At 68.0% G+C, this 22183-nt stretch carries 19 protein-coding genes; 15 read left to right on the top strand and 4 right to left on the bottom strand.

Features of this window, described 5'->3' with window-relative positions; genetic code table 11:
• The first annotated feature begins 61 nt into the window (after window positions 1-61).
• The 6 genes from tsaD to VK682_RS02500 all read left to right on the top strand — a co-directional run bounded on the left by tsaD (window position 62) and on the right by VK682_RS02500 (window position 5145).
• The gene (gene tsaD, locus VK682_RS02525; protein WP_324781374.1) at window positions 62-1141 is read left to right on the top strand and encodes a tRNA (adenosine(37)-N6)-threonylcarbamoyltransferase complex transferase subunit TsaD; all 1080 of its coding nucleotides are present in this window, start codon (window positions 62-64) and stop codon (window positions 1139-1141) included.
• Window positions 1138-2097: an NAD(P)H-dependent glycerol-3-phosphate dehydrogenase gene (locus VK682_RS02520; protein ID WP_230794982.1), complete on the top strand. Its 960-nt coding sequence runs from the start codon at window positions 1138-1140 to the stop codon at window positions 2095-2097. The genes tsaD and VK682_RS02520 overlap by 4 nt, the downstream gene beginning before the upstream one ends.
• 2 nt (window positions 2098-2099) lie before the next feature.
• Complete coding sequence (locus VK682_RS02515) at window positions 2100-2372, top strand: YciI family protein (protein ID WP_089847609.1); 273 nt, start codon at window positions 2100-2102, stop codon at window positions 2370-2372.
• On the top strand, window positions 2369-2788 hold the full coding sequence (locus VK682_RS02510; protein ID WP_230794981.1) for an EVE domain-containing protein: 420 nt from the start codon (window positions 2369-2371) through the stop codon (window positions 2786-2788). Before VK682_RS02515 ends, VK682_RS02510 begins: the two co-directional genes overlap by 4 nt.
• A gap of 360 nt (window positions 2789-3148) precedes the next feature.
• The gene (locus VK682_RS02505) at window positions 3149-3586 is read left to right on the top strand and encodes a universal stress protein (protein ID WP_230794980.1); all 438 of its coding nucleotides are present in this window, start codon (window positions 3149-3151) and stop codon (window positions 3584-3586) included.
• Between the two features lie 17 nt (window positions 3587-3603).
• Window positions 3604-5145 (top strand): alanine/glycine:cation symporter family protein, encoded by a 1542-nt coding sequence (locus VK682_RS02500; RefSeq protein WP_230794979.1) that lies wholly within the window; start codon window positions 3604-3606, stop codon window positions 5143-5145.
• A gap of 52 nt (window positions 5146-5197) precedes the next feature.
• Here VK682_RS02500 and VK682_RS02495 read toward each other — a convergent pair whose 3' ends face one another.
• Window positions 5198-6547 (bottom strand): esterase-like activity of phytase family protein, encoded by a 1350-nt coding sequence (locus tag VK682_RS02495; RefSeq protein ID WP_230794977.1) that lies wholly within the window; start codon window positions 6545-6547, stop codon window positions 5198-5200.
• Window positions 6548-6662: 115 nt separating this feature from the next.
• The gene (ahcY, locus tag VK682_RS02490) at window positions 6663-8051 is read right to left on the bottom strand and encodes an adenosylhomocysteinase (RefSeq protein WP_089847599.1); all 1389 of its coding nucleotides are present in this window, start codon (window positions 8049-8051) and stop codon (window positions 6663-6665) included.
• 149 nt (window positions 8052-8200) lie between these two features.
• Between ahcY and VK682_RS02485 the strand changes: the two genes are divergently transcribed.
• Window positions 8201-8797, top strand: a complete 597-nt coding sequence (locus VK682_RS02485; RefSeq protein ID WP_324781373.1) for an HD domain-containing protein — start codon at window positions 8201-8203, stop codon at window positions 8795-8797.
• Window positions 8794-9279, top strand: coding sequence for a GNAT family N-acetyltransferase (locus VK682_RS02480; RefSeq protein ID WP_230794974.1), 486 nt, complete (start codon window positions 8794-8796; stop codon window positions 9277-9279). Before VK682_RS02485 ends, VK682_RS02480 begins: the two co-directional genes overlap by 4 nt.
• Window positions 9280-9387: 108 nt before the next feature.
• On the opposite strand, the gene VK682_RS02475 is transcribed toward VK682_RS02480, so the two are convergent.
• Both VK682_RS02475 and VK682_RS02470 read right to left on the bottom strand, forming a co-directional pair.
• Window positions 9388-9942, bottom strand: a complete 555-nt coding sequence (locus VK682_RS02475) for an ActR/PrrA/RegA family redox response regulator transcription factor (RefSeq protein WP_089847593.1) — start codon at window positions 9940-9942, stop codon at window positions 9388-9390.
• Window positions 9943-10016: 74 nt separating this feature from the next.
• Window positions 10017-10637, bottom strand: a complete 621-nt coding sequence (locus VK682_RS02470) for an SCO family protein (protein ID WP_230795125.1) — start codon at window positions 10635-10637, stop codon at window positions 10017-10019.
• Between the two features lie 94 nt (window positions 10638-10731).
• Between VK682_RS02470 and regB the strand changes: the two genes are divergently transcribed.
• From regB to addA, 7 genes are all read left to right on the top strand, one after another.
• Window positions 10732-12120: a sensor histidine kinase RegB gene (gene regB / locus VK682_RS02465; RefSeq protein WP_089847589.1), complete on the top strand. Its 1389-nt coding sequence runs from the start codon at window positions 10732-10734 to the stop codon at window positions 12118-12120.
• A 96-nt stretch (window positions 12121-12216) separates the two neighbouring features.
• A complete protein-coding gene (locus tag VK682_RS02460; RefSeq protein WP_324781372.1) occupies window positions 12217-13737 on the top strand; it encodes a PAS-domain containing protein in 1521 nt (506 codons plus the stop codon).
• A 51-nt stretch (window positions 13738-13788) separates the two neighbouring features.
• Window positions 13789-14250: a tRNA (adenosine(37)-N6)-threonylcarbamoyltransferase complex ATPase subunit type 1 TsaE gene (gene tsaE / locus VK682_RS02455; RefSeq protein ID WP_230794966.1), complete on the top strand. Its 462-nt coding sequence runs from the start codon at window positions 13789-13791 to the stop codon at window positions 14248-14250.
• On the top strand, window positions 14247-15212 hold the full coding sequence (locus tag VK682_RS02450) for an aminoglycoside phosphotransferase family protein (RefSeq protein ID WP_230794959.1): 966 nt from the start codon (window positions 14247-14249) through the stop codon (window positions 15210-15212). The genes tsaE and VK682_RS02450 overlap by 4 nt, the downstream gene beginning before the upstream one ends.
• Entirely contained in the window at window positions 15197-15871 is a 675-nt protein-coding gene (locus tag VK682_RS02445; RefSeq protein WP_230794957.1) for a nucleotidyltransferase family protein, read from the top strand. The genes VK682_RS02450 and VK682_RS02445 overlap by 16 nt, the downstream gene beginning before the upstream one ends.
• A complete protein-coding gene (addB, locus tag VK682_RS02440; protein WP_324781371.1) occupies window positions 15864-18794 on the top strand; it encodes a double-strand break repair protein AddB in 2931 nt (976 codons plus the stop codon). Before VK682_RS02445 ends, addB begins: the two co-directional genes overlap by 8 nt.
• Entirely contained in the window at window positions 18791-22168 is a 3378-nt protein-coding gene (addA, locus tag VK682_RS02435; protein ID WP_324781370.1) for a double-strand break repair helicase AddA, read from the top strand. Before addB ends, addA begins: the two co-directional genes overlap by 4 nt.
• Window positions 22169-22183: the final 15 nt, after the last annotated feature.

Here is a 22183-nt window from a genome sequence, read left to right as displayed (position 1 = left end):
GATTGTGGGGGCTTGGGACAGGTGGTAGCTGCAAGGGACAGGCTATGCAACGGACGAAGCCATGGGCGTGCCGACCATCCTCGGACTGGAAAGCAGTTGTGACGACACCGCCGCCGCCGTGCTGCGCGGGCGGCAGGTGCTGTCTTCGGTGGTGATGGGACAGGCCGACCTGCACGCGGCCTTTGGCGGCGTGGTGCCGGAAATCGCCGCGCGCGCCCATGCCGAAAAGCTGGATCTGGCGGTGGAACAGGCGCTGGCGCAGGCCGGGGTGACGCTGGCCGATCTGGATGCGGTGGCGGTCACCTCTGGCCCCGGGCTGATCGGTGGCGTCCTGTCGGGCGTGATGCTGGCCAAGGGGCTGGCCACGGCGCTGGACCGTCCGATGATCGGCGTCAACCATCTGGCGGGCCATGCGCTGACGCCGCGGCTGACCGACGATCTGCCCTATCCCTATCTGATGCTGCTGGTGTCGGGCGGGCATTGCCAGTTCCTGATCGTGCGCGGCCCGCAGGAGTTTACCCGGCTGGGCGGCACCATCGACGACGCCCCCGGCGAGGCTTTTGACAAGACCGCGCGGCTTCTGGGCCTGCCGCAGCCCGGCGGCCCGGCGGTGGAGGCGCGCGCCCGGATGGGCGATGCCCGCCGCTTTGCCTTTCCGCGCCCGCTGCTGGACCGGCCCGGCTGCGATCTGTCCTTTTCCGGGCTGAAAACCGCGCTGCTGCGGCTGCGCGACCGGCTGATCGCGGATCAGGGCGGGCTGCACGCGCAGGACGTGTCTGACCTGTGTGCCGGGTTTCAGGCGGCGGTGCGCGACGTGCTGACCGAAAAGACCCGCCGCGCGCTGGAGATCTATCTGGACGGCGCCCCGCAGGCCCCGGCGCTGGCCGTTGCGGGCGGGGTTGCTGCCAATGCCGCGCTGCGCGGCGCGCTGCAGGATCTGTGCGCCGAATGTCAGGTGCGCTTCACCGCGCCGCCGCTGGCGCTGTGCACCGACAATGCCGCGATGATCGCCTATGCCGGATCGGAACTTCTGGCCGCGGGCGAGCGGTCTGACATGACGCTGGCCGCCCGTCCGCGCTGGCCCTTGGACCAGAGTGCTGCCCCGCTGCTGGGGTCGGGCAAGAAGGGGGCCAAGGCATGATCGGCATCCTGGGCGCGGGCGCGTTCGGCACGGCACTGGCGGTGGCGCTGGCGCGCGAAGGCACGCCCGTCACCCTGTGGGGCCGCGACCCCGAGGCGATGGCGCAGCTGGCCACCACCCGCCTGTCGCCGCACCTGCCGGGGGTGGACCTGCCCAGCGGCATCGCCGTGACCACGGAACTGGCGCAGGCGGCGCAGCACCGGACGCTGCTGCTGGCCGTGCCGATGCAGAGCCTGTCGGATCTGCTGGGCGCGCTCGACGCGCCGCTCGACGGCGCGCGGCTGGTCGCCTGCTGCAAGGGGATCGACCTTGCCACCGGCACCGGCCCGTCGAAGGTCATCACCCGCGCCAAGCCGCAGGCGCTGCCCGCCGTGCTGACCGGCCCCAGCTTTGCCGCCGACATCGCGCGCGGGCTGCCGACCGCGCTGACGCTGGCCTGCGCCGATGCACAGGCGGGCCATGACCTGCAGCACCAGCTGTCGACCCGCAGCCTGCGGCTTTACCGCACCACCGATGTCACCGGGGCGGAACTGGGCGGCGCGCTGAAAAACGTGATCGCCATCGCCTGCGGCGCCTGCATCGGCGCGGGGCTGGGCGACAGCGCCCGCGCCGCGCTGATGACCCGCGGCTTTGCCGAAATGACCCGGCTGGCCGCGCATTTCGGCGCGCGCCCCGAAACGCTGGCGGGGCTTTCGGGCTTGGGCGATCTGGCGCTGACCTGCACCTCGGATCTGTCGCGCAACTACCGCTTCGGGCAGGCGCTGGGTCAGGGGCAGGCGTTTGATCCCCGCGTCACCGTCGAAGGCGCCGCCACCGCGCGCGCCGTCACCCAGCTGGCCGCGCGCGAAGGCCTGTCCATGCCGATCTCTGCCGTGGTGGCCGCGCTGGCCGCAGGCGAGGCCACCGTTTCCGAAGCTCTGGACGAGCTTCTTTCCAGACCCCTCAAGGAGGAATGACCATGCTTGTTGCCCTGATCGCCAAGGACAAGGACGGCGCGCTGCAGATCCGCAAGGACACGCGCGACGATCATCTGGCCTATATCGACGCCACCGGGGTGGTGGCGCAGGCCGGGCCGCTGCTGGACGACACGGGCGACATGTGCGGCAGCCTTGTGATCCTTGACGTGGCCGACATGGACGCGGCGCAGGCCTGGGCCAGTGCCGATCCCTATGCCAAGGCCGGGCTGTTCGAAAGTGTCGAATTGATCGCATGGAAAAAGGTCATCGGATGAGGTTCTGGCTGTTCAAGTCCGAGCCTTCGGCGTGGTCGTGGCAGGATCAGCTGGCCAAGGGCGACACGGGCGAGGAATGGGACGGCGTGCGCAACTATCAGGCGCGCAACGTCATGCGCGAGATGACGGTGGGCGACCGCGGCTTTTTCTACCACTCGCAGAGCGAAAAGGCGGTGGTGGGGATTGTCGAGGTGATCGCGGAATCGCATCCCGACAGCAAGGCGGAGGATCCGCGCTGGGACTGCGTGGACATCAAGGCGGTGATGCCGCTGCCCCGTCCGGTGACGCTGGACCAGATCAAGGCAGAGCCCGATCTGGCCGGAATGGCGCTGGTGAAACAGGCGCGCCTGTCGGTGCAGCCGGTCACGGCGGAAGAATGGGCGAAAGTCTGCGCCATGGGCGGGCTGGATAGCTGACCCGGCGCGGGATCTGACCCGGTAAAGTAAGGGGCCCGGCCAAACCGGACCCCTTGCCACCCCAGAGCATGCTCCCACACACGCAGCCACGGCAGAATTCTGGATCCGGCCGTTCTGGCCGTCGGATAGGAATAGCCGAAATCCGCCCGCCGGGCAAAGGCGAAACACCCCGCATTTTCATCAACTTGGACGGATCTCCGCCACCCTGCGCGCGCGAGGCGCGGGGCGGGGGCGGCAAAACTGCGTGACAGACTCATGATATCTCCGGGATGATCAAGGCGGGAGGGTGGTTTCGGGCCGAGATCCGGGAAACGGGCCGCCGGTGTTGCCGTCCCTGCACCAACAACCGGGGATATATCGATGACACAGGAAATCTTCCTCGTGGCTTACGAGGGGAAAGAAGGCGATTCCGGCCTTCTGGACTATGCGATCACACGGGCGAAACGGGATCAGGCGCGGCTGCTGCTGGTGCATATCCTTGAATGGTCGCCCTATAAATTCCTCACCCCGCAGGAGATCGAGGAACGCCACGCCCGCCGCAAACAGGAAATGGCCCGCGCGCAGGCGGCGATTCTGGATCCGGCGCTGGCCCGCGTGACCGCCGCCGGGATCTCGGGCGAGGGCCGCATCCGCTATGGCAATGTGGTCGAGCTTGTGGCCGACACCGCAAGGGAAGCCGGGGCCGCGATGATCTTTGTCGGGCGCGCGGGCACGCAGTCGGTCGCCGCGCGGATCTTTGGATCGGTGCCCATCGGACTGGCGCAGATCGCGCCCGTTCCCACCGTCATCGTGCCCTGAGCGCAGGAGATCCCGTCATGACCCGCAGCCTTCTTCTGCCCCTGAGCGCCGCAGCGGCGCTGACCGCCCTGCCCGCCCGCGCCAATACCGTGGACGAGGCGATCAATGCCGCCATCGGCAGGGTGACCGGGCCTTTTGTCAGCTTCATCTTTTCGCCCTTTCCGGGCACGGAGTTCCCGTGGATCGTGCTGTGGCTGGTGGCCGCCGCGACCATCTTCACGCTCTATTTCGGCTTCGTGCAGGTCCGCGCCTTTCCCCATGCCCTCGCTCTGGTGTCGGGCAAATATTCGGATCCCGACGACGCGGGCGAGGTCAGCCATTTTCAGGCGCTGGCCACGGCCCTGTCGGGCACGGTGGGGCTGGGCAATATCGCGGGCGTCGCGGTGGCGGTGTCCATCGGCGGACCCGGCGCCACCTTCTGGATGATCCTCGCCGGTCTGCTGGGCATGGCGTCCAAATTCACCGAATGCACGCTGGGCGTCAAATACCGCAACGAATATCCCGACGGCACCGTATCCGGCGGCCCGATGTATTACCTGTCCAAAGGGCTGGCAGAGCGGGGTTATTCCGGGATGGGCCGGTTTCTGGCAGTGGCCTTTGCCATCTGCTGCGTCTTTGGCTCGCTGGGGGGCGGCAACATGTTTCAGGCCAATCAGGCCCATGCGCAGCTTGCCAATATCCTTGGCGACTATCCCGGCTGGATCACCGGCGTGATCTTTGCCGGCATCGTCTTTGCGGTGATCGTGGGCGGGCTGAAATCCATCGCGCAGGTCACGGAAAAGATCGTGCCCATCATGGGCGTGCTTTATGTCGGCACCGCGCTGATCGTGATCGTGATGAATTACGACCGCATCGGCTGGGCCTTCGGGCAGATCCTTGACGGCGCCTTTACCGGGCTGGGCGTGGCGGGCGGGCTGGTCGGCGCGCTGATCCAGGGCTTCAAGCGCGCGGCCTTTTCCAACGAGGCAGGCGTGGGGTCGGCGGCCATCGCCCATTCCGCCGTCCGCACCAAGGAGCCGATCACCGAAGGGTATGTCTCGCTGCTGGAGCCCTTCATCGACACGGTGGTGATCTGCACCATGACCGCGCTGGTCATCGTCATCACCGGCGTGCTGCAGGTGGATCCCGAAACCGGCACCTATCTGTGGAATGCCGAGCTGGGCCGGGTGGAAACGCTGGGCGATGCCTCCGGCGTGGCGCTGACCTCGGCGGCCTTCGGATCGGCGATCACATGGTTTCCCTATGTGCTGGCCATCGCGGTGATCCTGTTCGCCTTTTCCACGATGATCTCGTGGAGCTATTACGGGCTGAAGGCATGGACCTACATGTTCGGCGAAGGCCGCGCGCAGGAACTGAGCTTCAAGATCCTGTTCTGCCTGTTCGTGGTGATCGGCGCCGCCATGAACCTTGGGCCGGTGATCGACTTTTCCGATGCGGCGATCTTTGCCATGGGGCTGTTCAACATCGTGGGACTCTATGTCCTGATGCCGGTGGTGAAGGCCGAGATGCAGAGCTACATGGCGCGGCTGCAGTCCGGGGAGATCCGGCGCTTTCACTGACGCCGTCCGCAACAAAAGGGGCGCCGCTCTGGCGCCCCTTTCCTGTAGCGCCTTACTGGGCCGCCAGCAGTTCCGGCACCGACAGCAGAATGAATTCATTCGCTGCCGCCGTGCCGATCTCGCGCCCGCCCGAGAAGGGCAGGTTGTTGTCATTGGCCACCATGATGTGGGTCTCGTCCACCCGCGCCACATCCTCGATGGTGAAGAACGGGAAGGTGAAGGCGCCGTCTTCGGGGCGGAAGCCCTCCAGCGCGACACCTTCCGGATCGGCGATGTTCAGCAGGTCGATCTGGCCGATGCGGCGGACAAAGCCGTCCTCGTCGACCGAGGCAGTGTCGACCAGCACGATGTTCTTGACCCGGGCCGGAATCGGATAGCAGCCAGAGGTGTCGGTGGCGCCTTCGGCACAGGCCTTGCTGAGATCGCCCTCGCCATTGTCGCGCTCGATCACCAGCGCACGGGTGGCGTCGATGAAGTTGAAATCACCGATGGCGGTGGCGCCTTCGGTCAGCGCGAATTTCACGCTTTCGCCGGTCCAGTCGGCGGTGTTGGTGTCAAAGGCGATGACGCGCAGGAAATTGCCCTCGGGCTGGCCATCTTCGCCCAGCACCGGCTTTTCCAGCATCGCCCACAGCATCCCGGTTTCCGGGTTCAGCGCCATGCCTTCATAGCCGCCCGACCGCTGCACTTGAAAATCCTTGCCAGCCGTCGCGGGGACAAACACGCTGTAGGTGTCGGGGCTGGTCAGCTGCTGGCCGTCCAGCATGGTGGCATGCACCGACTTCACCACACCGTCCAGACCGGCGCGGAGGATGTAGGGCCCGAATTCCTCGCCGATCCACACGTCATCGCCCAGCACCTGAATGCTTTCCGGGTCGAAATCGGCCCCGGTCAGATAGCGGCTGTCCGTGCCTTCATAGGCGATGCGGAACGGCACCTTGTGGTCGGGATCGGTCAGGAAGATGGTGTCCCGACGCTCCACCGTGCCCGCCTCGAAATCGGGGGCCATCTTGTGGAAGAACAGCAGCGCATCCGCCGAATTGCGCTTGGAACCGAAGCCGTTATCGGTCAGCACATACCAGCTGCCATCCTCGGCGCGGTTCATGGCAAACCCCGACATGCCCTGCACGGGCTGGCCGATGAAGGGCAGCGCGTAGCCGGTGCCATGGCCGCCATAGGCCTTGCCGACATTGCCTTCCACGCTCATCGGGGCGTCATTGCGCGCAGCGCCGGTGAACTTGCCCGAGATCATGGCATCGCGCGGCGCGTCGGCGGGCGGCGCCACCAGCGACAGCGCGGGCAGCACGGCATGGCCCGCCAGCGTCGCGGGAAAGGTCTCCTGCGCCAGCGCGGGGGCGGCCAGCGCGGCGGAAAGCGCGATAACGGAAAGCGAAAGGCGCATCGGATCGGTCCTTGTGAGGGTCGTGATGCGCTGCTGCTATCCGCTGCGCGTAACGCTCTCATGGCTGCCCGATGTCGGTTGCGTAACGCCCCGGACAGGGCGTTACGCGATGGGATCAGTAGCGGTAATGTTCCGGCTTGAACGGGCCTTCCGGCGTCACGCCGATATAGGCGGCCTGTTCCGCCGACAGCTGGGTCAGCTTCACGCCGATGCGGTCCAGATGCAGGCGCGCGACCTTTTCATCCAGATGCTTGGGCAGGATATAGACCTTGTTTTCATACTGCCCGCCATTCTTCCACAGCTCGATCTGCGCCAGCACCTGATTGGTGAAAGACGCCGACATCACAAAGGACGGATGGCCGGTGGCATTGCCAAGGTTCAGCAGGCGGCCTTCGGACAGCAGGATGATCCGGTTGCCCGAAGGCATCTCGATCATGTCCACCTGTTCCTTGATGTTGGTCCATTTGTGGTTCTTCAGCGCGGCCACCTGAATTTCATTGTCGAAATGGCCGATATTGCCGACGATGGCCATGTTCTTCATCTCGCGCAGATGCTCGATGCGGATCACGTCCTTGTTGCCGGTGGTGGTGATGAAGATGTCGGCGCTGGACACCACATCCTCCAGCAGCACCACCTCATAGCCGTCCATGGCCGCCTGCAGCGCGCAGATCGGGTCGGCCTCGGTCACCTTGACGCGCGCGCCTGCCCCGCTGAGGCTGGCGGCAGAGCCCTTGCCCACATCGCCATAGCCGCAGACCACGGCAACCTTCCCCGCCATCATCGTGTCGGTGGCGCGGCGGATGCCGTCCACCAGCGATTCCTTGCAGCCATATTTGTTGTCGAATTTCGACTTGGTGACGCTGTCGTTCACGTTGATCGCCGGGAAGGGCAGCAGGCCCTTCTTCTGCAGATCATAGAGGCGGTGCACCCCGGTGGTGGTTTCCTCGGACACGCCCTTGATCGCGTCGCGGGTGCGGGTGAACCAGCCCGGCGACTGCGCCATGCGCTTGGCGATCTGCGCCTTGATTACCTCTTCCTCTTCAGAGGTGGGGACGGGGATGATGTCCTCGCCCGCTTCGGCCCGCGCGCCCAGCAGGACATAAAGCGTGGCATCGCCGCCATCGTCGAGGATCATGTTCGCGCCTTCGGGGAACTGGAAGGAGCGGTCAAGGTAATCCCAGTGCTCCTCCAGCGTCTGGCCCTTCACCGCAAAGACCGGCGTGCCGCCCGCGGCAATCGCCGCCGCCGCATGATCCTGCGTCGAAAAGATGTTGCACGAGGCCCAGCGCACATCCGCGCCCAGCGCGGTCAGCGTCTCGATCAGCACGGCGGTCTGGATCGTCATGTGCAGCGAGCCCACGATCCGCGCGCCTTTCAGCGGCTGGCTTTCGCCGAATTCCGCCCGGCAGGCCATCAGCCCCGGCATCTCGGTCTCGGCGATGTCCAGTTCCTTGCGGCCATATCCGGCCAGCGCGATGTCCTTGACGATGTAGTCTGCAGCCATGTCCGGCGCTCCAATTCCTGTCCGCGATGTTGCCGCGCGGGGTAGCATCCCTTGATTTGCCCCGCAACGTGGATCAGAAACTGAGGCAAACAGAGGGATAATCCAGAGGCACCCGATGCAGCTTTCACCCCCCGACGGGGCCTGACGCCATGGCCCGCCCTCCCCGCGCCTGGCAGCGGATGCTGTCGGGCCGCAGGCTCGACCTGCTCGACCCCACCCCGGTGGATGTGGAAATCGAGGATATCGCCCACGGGCTTGCCTTTGTCGCGCGCTGGAACGGCCAGACCCGCGGCGACCACCCCTATTCCGTGGCCGAGCATTCGCTGCTGGTGGAGGTGATCTTTGCCCGGCTCTGCCCGCAGGCCAGCCCCGCCGACCGGCTGACCGCCCTGCTGCATGACGCGCCGGAATATGTGATCGGCGACATGATCTCGCCGGTCAAGGCTGCCATCGGTCCGGATTATGGCGAGCTGGACAAACGCCTTGCCGCCGCCATCCACATCCGCTTCGGCCTGCCCGCCGTCACCCCCGCCAAGCTCAAGCGCCAGATCAAGAAGGCCGACACCGTGTCGGCATGGATGGAGGCGACGCAGATCGCGGGCTTTTCCGAAGCCGAGGCCAGCCGCTTCTTCGGCCGCCCCGCCCCCGACCTGATGGCGGGGCTCGACATCCACCTGCGCCCCCCGGTGGAGGTGCGCGCCGCCTACACCACCCGCCATGCCGACCTGCTGAGGCTCTGCCCATGACCCCGCTTTCCGTCCGCCGCGCCGGCCCCCTTGATGCCCGCCCCATGGCAGAGCTGCTGAATGCGGTGATCGCCCTTGGCGGCACTACCGCCATGACCAGCCCCGCCAGCGCCGACACCCTGCGCGGCTGGATGGCCCGTCCCCGCGCCATCTGGCATCTGGCCGAGGATCCGCAGGGGGAGGTGCTGGGCTTTCAATGGGTCGACCCGCACCCGACGCTGGGCGCCGAAGTGGCGCAGATCTCCAGCTTTGCCCGGCCCGGACGCACCGGGCTCGGCATCGGATCGGCCCTGTTCGAGGCGACCAAACCCGCCTGCCGCGCCGAAGGCTATGTCTGGATCAATGCCGAAATCCGCGCCGACAACAGCGGCGGGCTGATCTATTACCAGAGCCGCGGCTTCGAGGACTGGGGACGCCTCGAAAACTACCGCCTTGCCACCGGGCAGCTGGTCGACAAGGTGCTCAAACGCTACGACCTGTAGCCGCCCTTCATCTTGCCCGAAAACTCCCGCCGGAGGCGGCCCGGAGCCCGGCCACGGGCGACATGACCTGCCGCGGCCGCAAGGCCGCGCCCGCTGGATCCGGCAGCCCTACTTGGGAGAGCGTTTGGCCAGAATGCGCTGCAGGGTGCGGCGATGCATGTTCAGCCGCCGCGCGGTTTCCGACACGTTGCGGTCGCACAGCTCGTAGACCCGCTGGATATGCTCCCAGCGCACCCGGTCCGCGCTCATCGGGTTTTCCGGAGGCGGCGGCAGCTCGTCGCCGCGCTGCAGCAGCGCATTGGTGATGTCGGTGGCATCGGCGGGCTTGGACAGGTAATCCGTGGCGCCGATCTTCACCGCCGCCACGGCGGTGGCAATCGCGCCGTAGCCGGTCAGCACCACCACGCGGCAGTCGGGGCGGCGTTCGCGCAGCACCTCCACCACGTCAAGCCCGTTGCCATCCTCCAGCCGCAGATCCACCACGGCATAGGCGGGGGGACGGGCGGTGGCGATGGCGGTACCGGCGGCGACCGTCTCGGCGGTCTCGACCTCGAACCCGCGCTTTTCCATGGCCTTGGCGAGCCGTTTCAGGAAGGGCTCGTCATCATCGACCAGCAGCAGCGAACGGTCGTCGCCCAGATCGTCTTGTGTGCGTTCCGCCACCCCAGCCCCCGTTCTGTAAAAGTTCGGACCTCAGTCTTAGACTGCGGATCCCGGTCGGTCAAACTGTCCCGGTCTCAAAGCTTGTCAAGGAAGCAGGCGCTGCGCTCCGCCACCTCATCCGCCGTCAGTTCGCGGCGGAAAAATTCCACAAACCCCTGCTCCGGCAGCACCAGATAGGTGAAGGTGGAATGGTCGACGAGATAGTAGTCATCGCCGCTGTCATTCTTCTTGGAATAGGCGCGATAGGCCTGCGTGGCGGCCTGCACCTGCTCCTCGCTGCCGGTCAGCCCGACCATGCGCGGATGGATCGCCTCGGAATACTCGCCCATCACCTCGGGCGTGTCGCGGGCGGGATCGATGGAGATCATCACCGGCGTCACCGAATGGCCCTGCTCTTCCAGAATATCCGTGGCTTCGGCGTTGCGCACCGTGTCCAGCGGGCAGACATCCGGGCAGAAGGTATAGCCGAAATAGACCAGCGCCGGTTCGGTGATGACCTCGGCATCGGTCACCGTCTCGCCCGCGGCATTCACCAGCGTGAACGGCCCGCCGATGGTCTCGGCCCCGCCCGCCACGGTGCCCATGCGGCATTCGGCGAATTCGTCCCCGGGCCCGGTCATCTGGGTCGAGACCCAGATCCCCCCCATCAGCGCCAGCAGCCCGCCCGAGGCGACCAGCGCGACCAGTGTTGCGATCTTCATGGACAGGACTCCTTCGCGGACGCATTGCGGACCATGCGGTCCAGACCTAACAATTACCCCTTGGGGATCAAGTCACGAAAGCACCGGAATGAGCCAGAGCGAACTAGGACTGCTCGGAGATTACGAGCGCAGCAACTTCATTCGCCTGCGCACCATGATCCTTTTGCGCTGGGTGGCCATCACCGGACAGATCGTCGCACTGGTGGTGGCGCAGCGGCTCTACGACCTGCAGCTGGAACTTGGCCTGTGCTATCTGGCCGTGGGCGTGGCGGTGATCGGGAATCTGGTCGCCATGTTCATCTTCCCGGAAAACAAGCGGCTGTCGGAAACCGAAAACTTCCTGATGGTCCTCTTCGACCTGCTGCAGCTGTGTTTCCTGCTGTTCCTGACCGGCGGGCTCAACAACCCGTTTTCGGTGCTGGTGCTGGGGCCGGTCACCGTGTCGGCGGTGATGCTGTCGCTGCGTTCAACCGTGATCCTGAACGCCGCCGCCTTCGGGCTGATCTCGGCCATGGTCTTTGCGCATCTGCCGCTGCGCACCGGCGATGGCGTGACGCTGCGCATCCCCGATCTGTTCATCTTCGGCCAGTGGGCGGCGATCACCATCGCGCTGCTGTTCCTGTCGGTCTATTCCCGCCGCATCACGCGCGAGATGAACGCGATGTCCGATGCGCTGGCCGCCACGCAGATGGCGCTGGCCCGCGCGCAGAAGCTCAACGATCTGGGCGGGGTGGTGGCGGCGGCGGCGCATGAACTGGGCACGCCGCTGGCCACGATCAAGCTCACCTCTTCGGAACTGATGGAGGAACTGGACGACCGGCCCGACCTGCAGGACGATGCAAGGCTGATCCGCGAACAGGCCGACCGCTGCCGCGACATCCTGCGGTCGATGGGACGGGCGGGCAAGGATGACCTGCATCTGCGCAAGGCGCCGCTGACCGCCGTGCTGCGCGAGGCGGCGGAACCGCACGAAACCCGCGGCAAGACCATCACGCTGCGCGAAACCGCCATCGGCGACCTGCCGCAGCCGGAAATCCTGCGCCGCCCCGAAATCATCCACGGGCTGCGCAACCTGATCCAGAACGCGGTGGATTTTGCCCGCACGCAGGTCTGGATCGAGGCGGAATGGTCGCGCAGCCATATAACCCTGCGCATTCTCGACGACGGAGAGGGCTTTCCCCCGCATCTGCTCGGGCGCATCGGCGATCCGTTCATGCGCCGCCGCCGCAGCGAGGCCGACCGCCGCGCCCGCCCCGAATACGAAGGCATGGGGCTGGGGCTGTTCATCGCCAAGACCCTGCTGGAACGCACCGGGGCCGAACTGAGCTTTGCCAATGGCGCCGAGGTGACGGAGCCGCAGGACAGCGGCGCGCGGCGCGGCGCCGTCGTCGAGGTGGTCTGGCCGCGCGAGGCGATCGTGCCCCCGAACCCGCCCCGGGGCGCCGCACTTGGCCAGAACCGCCCGTTTGATGCCTGAATATCTCGGCCCGCGCCTTGCCCGCGCGTTTGTGTTAACCGGTTATTAACCCTGCTTGCCTAGCGAGGAAGCCGGGTCATCTGGGGGAGGCAGATCTTGATTGACGTCTTCGCGGCCATTGCGATCGGGCTTGGCGCCGGGGCGGCGGCCTTTTTTGGCGCGCTGCTGCTGCGGCCGTCGCGGCATTACGTGCCGGAGGTGGCGGCGGCGCTGGCCCCGGTTCCGGAACGCACCGAAATCCTGCTCACCGGCCCCCGCGTGATCGACATGACGGCGTCCGCCCGGCAGATGGTCGACTGCGCCGTGGCCGAACCGCTGGACTGGACCGATCTGGTCTGCGCGCTGACCCCGCTGTTCGGCCCGTTGCCCGACCAGCCGCCGCAGGAAGAAACCATCCTGACCTCGGAGGGGAATCCCGACCTGCGGCTGGTAATCTCTCCCCAAGGGCCGGATCTGCGGCTGACGGTCAGCGGCCCGCCGCTGGGGCTGGGCGCACAGCTGCGGCTGCAGGCGGACCGCGCCGATCTGGATCGGCTGCGCCGCACCATGGCGCTTGTGCCCTGCCCGATCTGGCAAAGCAGCGACAGCGGCCAGACCCTTTGGCACAACGCCGCTTTTGAGGACATCTGCGCCCAGATGGGCTGTGCCGCCGACGGGCCCTGCCCGTTCGACCTGCTGCCCGCAGAGGACGAGGATACGCAGGTCACCCGCGTCTCTGCCCCCGACCTGCAGACCGGCGGCACCCTCTGGTTCGAGGTGCAGTCCCATCGCGTGCCCGAAGGCTGGCTGCATGTCGCGCTCAGCATCGACGCGATCATCACTTCGGAAATGTCGCAGCGCAATTTCCTGCAGACGCTGACCCGGATCTTCGCGCATCTGCCCATCGGGCTTGCGGTCTTCGACAAGGAACGGCGGCTGGTGCTGTTCAACCCGGCCCTCATCGACCTGACCGCCCTGCCCGCCGATTTCCTGAGCGTGCGGCCCAACCTGCTGAGCTTTTTCGACATGCTGCGCGACAAGCGCATGATGCCGGAGCCGAAGAACTACCAGAACTGGCGCGACAAGCTCGGCGACCTGATCGCCGCCGCCTCCAGCGATCTTTATATCGAGACATGGAACCTGCCTTCGGGGCTGACCTACAAGATCACCGGACGGCCCCATCCCGATGGCGGCATCGCCTTCCTGTTCGAGGATATCAGCGCCGAAGTGTCGCTGACCCGCCGCTTCCGGCAGGAGATCGAGACCTCGCACGCGGTGCTGGACTGTCTGGATGATGCCATCGCGGTGTTTTCGCAGATGGGCGTGCTGAGCTTCTGCAACGAAGCCTATCGCGACCTGTGGAATTCCGACCCCGACATCACGCTGACCGAAACCGGCGTGACCGATGCCACCCGGCTCTGGCAGGCGCAGTGCCGTCCCACCCCGGTCTGGGGCGATCTGCGCGATTTTGTGCTGAACCTCACCGACCGCGCCATCTGGGATGCGGAACTGGATCTGCTCTGCGGGCAGCGCCTGATCTGCCGGGTGGAACCGGTGGCAGGCGGCGCCACGCTGGTCCGCTTTTCCCGCATCGGCGCGGTGGTGCCACATCCCGAACCATCGCTGCACGACGCCTGATTTTGCCGCGATGCGTCTTGCACCTGACGCAGGGCCGGGTAAGTTCCGGCCATGTTCTCGCGCACCGTAACGCTTCCTTCGCCCGATGCCACCTGCGCGCTGGCCGCAGCGCTGGCGCCCCGTCTGCGGCCCGGCGACGTGCTGCTGCTGCAGGGCGGCATCGGCGCGGGCAAAACCCATTTCGCCCGCTGCCTGATCCAGACGTTGCAGGAGGTGCCAGAGGATGTGCCCTCGCCCACCTTCACGCTGGTGCAGGTCTATGACACGCCCGCGGGCGAGGTCTGGCATGCCGATCTCTATCGCCTGTCCGATCCCGATCAATGCGTGGAACTGGGCCTGCTCGACGCGTTCGAAACGGCGATCTGCCTGATCGAATGGCCGGACCGGCTGGCGGATCTGGTGCCCCCCGGCGCGCTGCATCTCGAATTTTCCGTGACCGGCGATGACAGCCGCACCCTGACCCTGCGCGGCTATGGCCCGCGCGGCCCGCAGCTGCTGGAGGGGCTGGCATGACCGCCATTCTGGACCGCGCGGGCTGGGGCGGCGCCCGGGCCGAACCGCTGGCGGGCGATGCCTCCTCCCGGCGCTACACCCGGCTGTGGCGGACCGGCGAAAGCGCCATCCTGATGGACGATCCCGACGGCGACGTGGCGCTGTTTGCCCGGCTGGCGCGGCATCTGCGGGCGCTGGGGCTCAGCGCGCCAGACATTCTGGCCGAAGCACCGGGGCAGCTGCTGCTGGAGGATCTGGGCGACGGGCTGATCGCCCGGCTTGCCGGGGATCCCGCCCGGGAAACCGAGCTTTACCTCTGCGCCACCGACGCGCTGGTGGTGCTGCACCGCCACGCGCCGCCCCCCGGACTGACCGCCGCCACGCCGGATCTTCTGGCGCGGATGACCGATCTGGCCTTTGACCACTACGCCATGGGCGCCCCCGATCCGGCCCGGCGCGACGCGGCCACAGCCGCGCTGCATCAGGCGCTGGACCACCACGCCCCCGACACCGATGTGATGATCCTGCGCGATTATCACGCCGAAAACATCCTGTGGCTGCCCTGTCGCAGCGGCCCCGCCCGCGCGGGCCTGCTGGATTTTCAGGACGCGCTGGCCGGGCACCGCGCCTATGATCTGGTCTCGCTGATCGAGGATGCGCGGCGCGACGTGGCCCCCGCCGTGGCGGAGGCCTGCATCACGCATTACCTGTCCCGGACCGGCCTGCCCGAGGCGCCGTTCCGCGCCGCGCTGGCCGTGCTGGGCGCGCAGCGCAACCTGCGCATTCTGGGCGTCTTCGCCCGGCTTGCCGCCAGCCGGGGCAAGCCCGGCTATATCGACCTGATCCCCCGGGTCTGGGGCCATCTGCAGGCGGATCTGCGCCATCCCGCGCTGGCCGCCGTGGCCGAGGCGCTGCAGGGCGCCCTGCCCGCCCCCACGCCCGAGACCCTGCAAAGGCTGAAATCCCCATGCCCGATGCCGTGATGCTGTTTGCCGCCGGGTTCGGCACCCGGATGGGCGCGCTGACCGCCCGTTGCCCGAAACCGCTGATCCCGGTGGCGGGCCGCCCGCTGCTGGATCACGCGCTGGATCTGACCCAAGGCGTTCCGCGCCGCGTGGTCAACGCGCATTACCTTGCCCCGCGCATCGCCGAGCATCTGGCCGGGCGCGACGTGACGGTGATGGTAGAAGAGCCGCAGATCCTCGACACCGGGGGCGGGCTGCGCGCCGCCCTGCCGCATCTGGGCCCGGATCCGGTGTTCACGCTCAACACCGATGCCGTCTGGTCCGGGCCCAACCCGCTGGATCTGCTGGCCGCGGCATGGGATCCGGCGCGGATGGACGCGCTGCTGCTCTGCGTGCCGCTGGAGCGTGCCACCGGGCGCAAGGGCGGCGGCGATTTCACCTTTGATCCGCAGGGGCGGCTGATCCGGGGCGGCGACATGGTCTATACCGGCGCGCAGATCCTTGCCACCGACCGGCTGCAGGACGTGCCCGAGGCGGTGTTTTCGCTCAACGTGATCTGGACCGCGATGGCGGCGGAGGGGCGGCTGTTCGGCCTGCCCTATCCCGGGCACTGGGCCGATGTCGGCCACCCGCAGGGCATCGCCGAGGCCGAGGCGATGCTGGCCCGCCATGTTTGATCCGCAGGAGTCCCCCCGCGTCTTTGGCCTAGCCCCCGGCGTCGACTTTCCCGCCGCGCTGGTGGACGGGCTGCGCGCGCGCATGGCGGGCGAGCCGCCCGAGGCCATGGCGCGGGTCGAGCTGATCGTGAACACCACCCGCATGGCGCGGCGGATCCGGGGCATCTTTGACACCGGGCCCGCCTGCGTGCTGCCGCGCATCCGGCTGCTGACCTCGCTTGCCGATCCGGTGGCGCTGGCGCAATTGCCCGCGCCGGTTTCGCCGCTGCGGCGGCGGCTGGAACTGACCGGGCTGGTGTCGAAACTGCTGGACGCGCAGCCGGATCTTGCACCGCGCGCCGCCCTGTTCGATCTGGCCGACAGCCTTGCCACGCTGATGGACGAGATGCAGGACGAAGGCGTGCCGCCCGAAACGCTGGCCGCGCTGGATGTCAGCGACGAATCCGGCCACTGGCTGCGCACGCTGGAATTCCTGAAGATCGTGCAGCGCTATTTCGGCACCGGGGAAGAGGCGCCCGACCCCATCGCCCTGCGCCGTCTGGCGCTGGAACAGCGGCTGGCCGCGTGGGAGGCAAAGCCGCCCGACCATCCGGTGATCCTTGCCGGCTCCACCGGGTCGCGCGGCAGCACGCACCGGCTGATGTGCGCGGTGTCAAAACTGCCGCAGGGGGCGCTGGTGCTGCCCGGCTTCGATTTCGACATGCCCGGCCCGGTCTGGGAGGGGCTGGACGATGCGCTGGCCGCCGAGGATCACCCGCAGTTCCGGTTCTCGCGCCTGCTGGGGGAACTGGGGATCGACCCCACCACCCTGCCCGCTTGGACCGGCACACCCCCGCCCAGTGCCACGCGCAACCGGCTGGTGTCGCTGGCGCTGCGCCCCGCCCCCGTCACCGACCAGTGGCGCAGCGAGGGCGCGCATCTGCCCGACCTGACCGAAGCCACGGCGGATCTGACCCTGCTGGAAGCTGCCAGCAAGCGCGAGGAGGCGCTGGCCATCGCGCTGCGCCTGCGGCAGGCGGCAGAGGACGGCGTGACCGCCGCCCTCATCACCCCCGACCGGATGCTGACCCGGCAGGTCACCGCCGCGCTGGACCGCTGGGGCATCCTGCCCGATGACAGCGCGGGCATCCCGCTGCAGCTGACTGCGCCGGGGCGCTTCCTGCGGCAGGTGGCGGCGCTCTATCAGCAGGGGCTGACGGCGGAACAGCTTCTGGCGCTGCTCAAGCATCCGCTGGCCCATAGCGGCGGCGACCGGGGCATCCATCTGCGCGCCACCCGCGAGCTGGAGCTGCATATCCGCGCCAAATCATGGCCCTTTCCGCAGCCGGACCAGATCCGCGCCTGGGGCGCGGCGAACGAATTTGGCCCTTGGGCGGAGTGGGTGGCCGAGTGTTTCTGCCAGCCGCCGCTGCGCGGCACGCAGCCGCTGGCGCTGTGGCTGTCGCGCCATCTGGACCGGGCGGAACGTATCGCCGCCGGGCCCGGGGCCGACACGTCGGAGCTGTGGAAAAAGGCCGCCGGGCGCAAGGCCCGTGCCGCCATCGCCGCGCTGGAAAGCGAGGCGGCGCATGGCACCGATCTGGACGCGCGCGATTACGGCGACCTGTTCGGCGCGATCCTTGCCAAGCACGAAGTGCGCGACCGCGACGCGCCGCATCCGCATCTGCTGATCTGGGGCACGCTGGAGGCGCGGGTGATGGGCGCCGACCTGCTGATCCTTGGCGGGCTGAACGAAGGCAGCTGGCCGGAACTGCCCGGCGCCGATCCGTGGCTGAACCGGCGGATGCGGCACAAGGCGGGGCTGCTGCTGCCCGAACGCCGCATCGGGCTTGCCGCGCATGATTTCCAGCAGGCGGTGGCCGCGCCGCAGGTCTGGATGACGCGCGCGCTGAAATCCGACGATGCCGAAACCGTGCCCGCGCGCTGGCTGAACCGGCTGATGAACCTGATGAACGGCCTGCCCGCGCGGCAGGGGCCGGACGCGCTGCGGCAGATGCAGGCGCGCGGACGGCACTGGCTGGCGCTGGCGCGGCAGGTGGAACGCCCGGTGCCCAGCGCGCCCGCGCCCCGCCCCTCGCCGGTGCCGCCGGTGGAGGCGCGCCCGCGCCGCCTGTCGGTGACAGAGATCAAGACGCTGATCCGCGATCCTTACGCGATCTATGCCAAGCGGGTGCTGCGGCTGACCCCGCTCAACCCGCTGCAGCGCGCGCCCGATGCGCTGCTGCGCGGCATCCTGATCCATGAGGTGCTGGAACGCTTCGTCAAGGAAACGCAGGCCGATCCCGCGCAGCTGAGCGCGCAGGGATTGCGGGCGGTGGCGGCGCAGGTGATCGGCGACCCCGACACGCTGCCCTTTCCGGTGACGCGGCATCTGTGGCAGGCGCGCGTGGCGCGCATGGCGGACTGGTTCGCCGCCACCGAAGCCGCGCGTCAGGCCATCGCCACGCCGCGCCATTACGAGGCGCGCGGCAAGACCGAGATCGCGCCGCTTGGCTTCGTGCTGACCGGCACCGCCGACCGCATCGATCTGGATGCCGATGGCAACGCTCATCTTTACGATTACAAGACCGGCGCCGCCCCCACCGCCAAGCAGCAGAAGACCTTTGACAAGCAGCTTCTGCTGGAGGCGGCGATGGTCGAACGCGGCGGGTTCGAAAACCTCAGCCCGCGTCATGCGGTGCGCGCCGTCTTCGTGTCGGTCTCGGCAACCCCGTCCGAGGTGGAGGCGCCGCTGGACGACCTGCCACCCGCGCAGGTCTGGGCCGAATTCGAACAGCTGATGACCCGCTGGTTCGAGCCGGATCGCGGCTATACCGCCCGCGCGGCACTGGTGTCAGAGGCCGACATCGCGCCTTATGACCACCTGTCGCGCTTTGGCGAATGGGATGTGATCGACGCCGCCGTGAAGGAGCCGCTGACATGAGCCGCAACGACGCCAGCGAACGGCAGGTGCAGGCGGCGCGGCCCGACCGCTCCACATGGCTGGCCGCCAATGCCGGATCGGGCAAGACCCGCGTGCTGACCGACCGCGTGGCGCGGCTGCTGCTGGACGGGGTGCTGCCCGAACACATCCTGTGCCTGACCTACACCAAGGCCGCCGCGACCGAGATGCAGAACCGGCTGTTCAAGCGCCTTGGGGCCTGGGCCATGCTGGAGGATGACGCGCTGACGGCGGAGCTGCGGCAGCTGGGGCTGGAGGGGGATCTGCCCCCGCTGCGGCAGGCGCGCACGCTCTTTGCCCGCGCCATCGAAACGCCGGGCGGGCTGCGAATCCAGACCATCCACTCCTTCTGCGCCAGCCTGCTGCGGCGCTTTCCGCTGGAAGCGGGCGTGTCGCCGCAGTTCCGCGAGATGGAGGACCGCGCCGCCGAACTGCTGCGCGCCGAGGTGCTGGAGCATATGGCCGAAGGGCCGCAGGCGCCGCTGGTGGCGGGGCTGGCGCCGTGGCTGTCCGAAGAGCCTGAGTCGCTGCTGCGTGAAATCTGCGGGCGGCGCGATGCCTTCCTGCCGCCGCGCGGGCCTGCGGATCTGCGCGCGCTTTACGGCCTGCCCGCCGATCTGGACGAAGAGACGCTGCTGGCAGAGGTGTTTCTGGGCGGAGAGATGGACCTGCTGCAGGCCATCGTGCCGGTGCTCAAAGGCTCGGGCGCCAATGACAGCGAGGCGGGCGGACAGCTTGCCGCCATCGCCGCCCCCACGCTGGACGCGCTGGAGGTGCTGGAACAGGTGCTGCTGACCGGCAAGGGCGCCAAGGTGCCCTTCACCGCCAAGATCGGCAGCTTTCCCACCAAGGGGCTGCGCAATGGCGCGCTCGCCGATCATATCGGCGCGCTGGACGCGCTGATGCTGCGGGTGGAAGCCGCGCGCGAGCCGCGTCTGGCGCTGGCGGCGCTGTCGCGCGAGGCGGCGCTGCATGCCTTCGCCGCCGCCTTCCTGCCCGCCTATGAGACGGAAAAGATGCGGCGCGGCTGGCTGGATTTTGACGATCTGGTGCTGCGTGCCCGCGATCTGCTGGCAGATGACCGGGTGGCGGACTGGGTGCTGTTCCGGCTGGATGGCGGCATCGACCATATCCTTGTGGACGAGGCGCAGGACACCAGCCCGCTGCAATGGCAGGTGATCGAACGGCTGGCGCGGGAATTCACCGCAGGCGAAGGGGCGCGGGCCGAGGTGCGGCGCACCATCTTTGTGGTCGGCGACAAGAAGCAGTCGATCTATTCCTTTCAGGGCGCCGATCCGCGCGAATTCGACCGCATGTGCGACGATTTCGCCGACCGGCTGCAGACCACCGAAACGCCGCTGGCGCGGATGATGCTGGAATACAGCTTCCGCTCCGCCGCGCCGGTGCTGCAGCTGGTCGATGCCACCTTCGAGGGGCGCGAGGAGTCGGGCTTTGCCCCCGACCAGCGCCACCGCGCCTTCAAGGAGGCGATGCCGGGCCGGGTCGATCTGTGGCCGCATCTGGAGCCGGAGCCCGACAGCGCCGAGGAAGTTGAATGGTTCGAACCGGTGGACCGCGTGGGCCAGCGCCATCACACCGTGATCCTTGCCAACCGCATCGCCGAGTTCATCGCCCGCACCATCGGCCAGCCCCTGCCCGAGGAAGTGGGGTTTTCCGGCACCTATCGCAGCCGTCCGATCCATGCCGGGGATTTCCTGATCCTCGTACGGCGGCGCGGCACGCTGTTTTCCGAAATCATCCGCGCGATCAAGGCGCGTGGCCTGCCCATCGCGGGGGCCGACCGGCTGAAGGTCATGTCGGAACTTGCGGTCAAGGACATCGTGGCGCTGCTGGCCTTTCTTGCCACGCCCGAAGATGACCTGTCGCTGGCCACGGCCCTGCGGTCGCCGCTGGTGGGGCTGTCGGAACGCGCGCTTTTTGGTCTGGCACATCCGCGCCGCATGGGCAGCTATCTTTGGGCCGAACTGCGCCGCAGGCGGGACGAGTTTCCGCAGGTTCTGGCGCTGCTGGACGATCTGCGCGGACAGACCGATTTCCTGCGCCCCTATGATCTGATCGAACGGATCCTGACCCGGCATCGCGGGCGGCAGAAGCTGCTGGGCCGTCTGGGCGAAGAGGCCGAGGATGGCATCAACGCGCTGCTGCAGCAGGCGCTGGCCTATGAACAGACCGCCGTGCCCTCGCTGACCGGATTTCTGGAATGGGTGCAGACCGACGATCTGGAAATCAAGCGCGCCCCCGATGGCGCGGGGGGCCGGGTGCGGGTGATGACCGTGCACGGCTCCAAGGGGCTGGAGGCGCCCATCGTCATCCTGCCCGACTGCGCCCAGCCGCGAAAGGACATCAAGGACAGCCTGCTGAAGACCGACACCGGCACCGTCTGGAAATCCGGCGCCGACCACCAGCCGCAGGTGCAGGCCGAAGCGCTGGAGACGGCGAAAGCCGCCGCCGAACGCGAACGGGACCGGCTGCTGTATGTGGCGCTGACCCGCGCCGAAAAATGGCTGGTGGTCGCCGCTGCGGGCAATCTGGGCAAGGACGGATCCGCGTGGTTCGATCAGGTGCGCGCGGGCATGACCCGGGCCGGGGCCGTGCCCATGACCTATGCTTTCGGCGAGTGGGGCGGCGGCGAGGGGCTGCATCTGGGCAGCGCCGACTGGTCGCATCTGCCGCTGGATCTGCCCGCACCCGACACCGCCGACATCCCCGATCTGCCCGAGACGCTGCTGCGCCCCGCGCCGCCGCCCCTGTCCGCGCCGCGCGTGCTGGCGCCCTCCGATCTGGGCGGGGCCAAGGCGCTGGCCGGGATCGACGGTTTTGACGAGGACGAGGCGAAGCGCCGGGGCTCGCTGCTGCATCTGCTGCTGGAACATCTGGCCGCCCTGCCGCCCGAGATCCGCGCCGCCACCGCAGGCCATGTGCTGGCGCTGGCCGAGGATCCGCCGCTGGAAACCGACAGCGTGGTGGCCGAGGCGCTGGCGGTGCTGTCCGCCCCCGCGCTGGAGGGGTTCTTTGCCACAGACACGCTGGCCGAGGTGGCGGTGACCGCCGAGGTCGCGCCCTTGGGCCGGATCCACGGCATCATCGACCGGCTGCTGGTGGCGCCCGACCGGGTGGTGGCGGTGGATTTCAAATCCAACCGCACCGTGCCCGCCAGCCCCGCCGAGGTGCCCGAAGGCCTGCTGCGGCAGATGGGCGCCTATGCGGCGGCGCTGGCGCAGATCTGGCCCGGACGCTGCATCGAAACCGGGCTTGTCTGGACCGCTACGCAGGAAATCATGATGCTGCCACACGATCTTGTGTCCGCAGCATTGGCCCGCACCAGCGCAACTTGACGATCCGCAGCCCGC

Source organism: Salipiger marinus (assembly GCF_035481585.1).
GTDB classification, from domain to species: Bacteria; Pseudomonadota; Alphaproteobacteria; order Rhodobacterales; family Rhodobacteraceae; genus Salipiger; species Salipiger marinus.
Note: the sequence above shows the minus strand (reverse complement) of the source record. Positions and strands in the feature narration are given on the sequence as shown.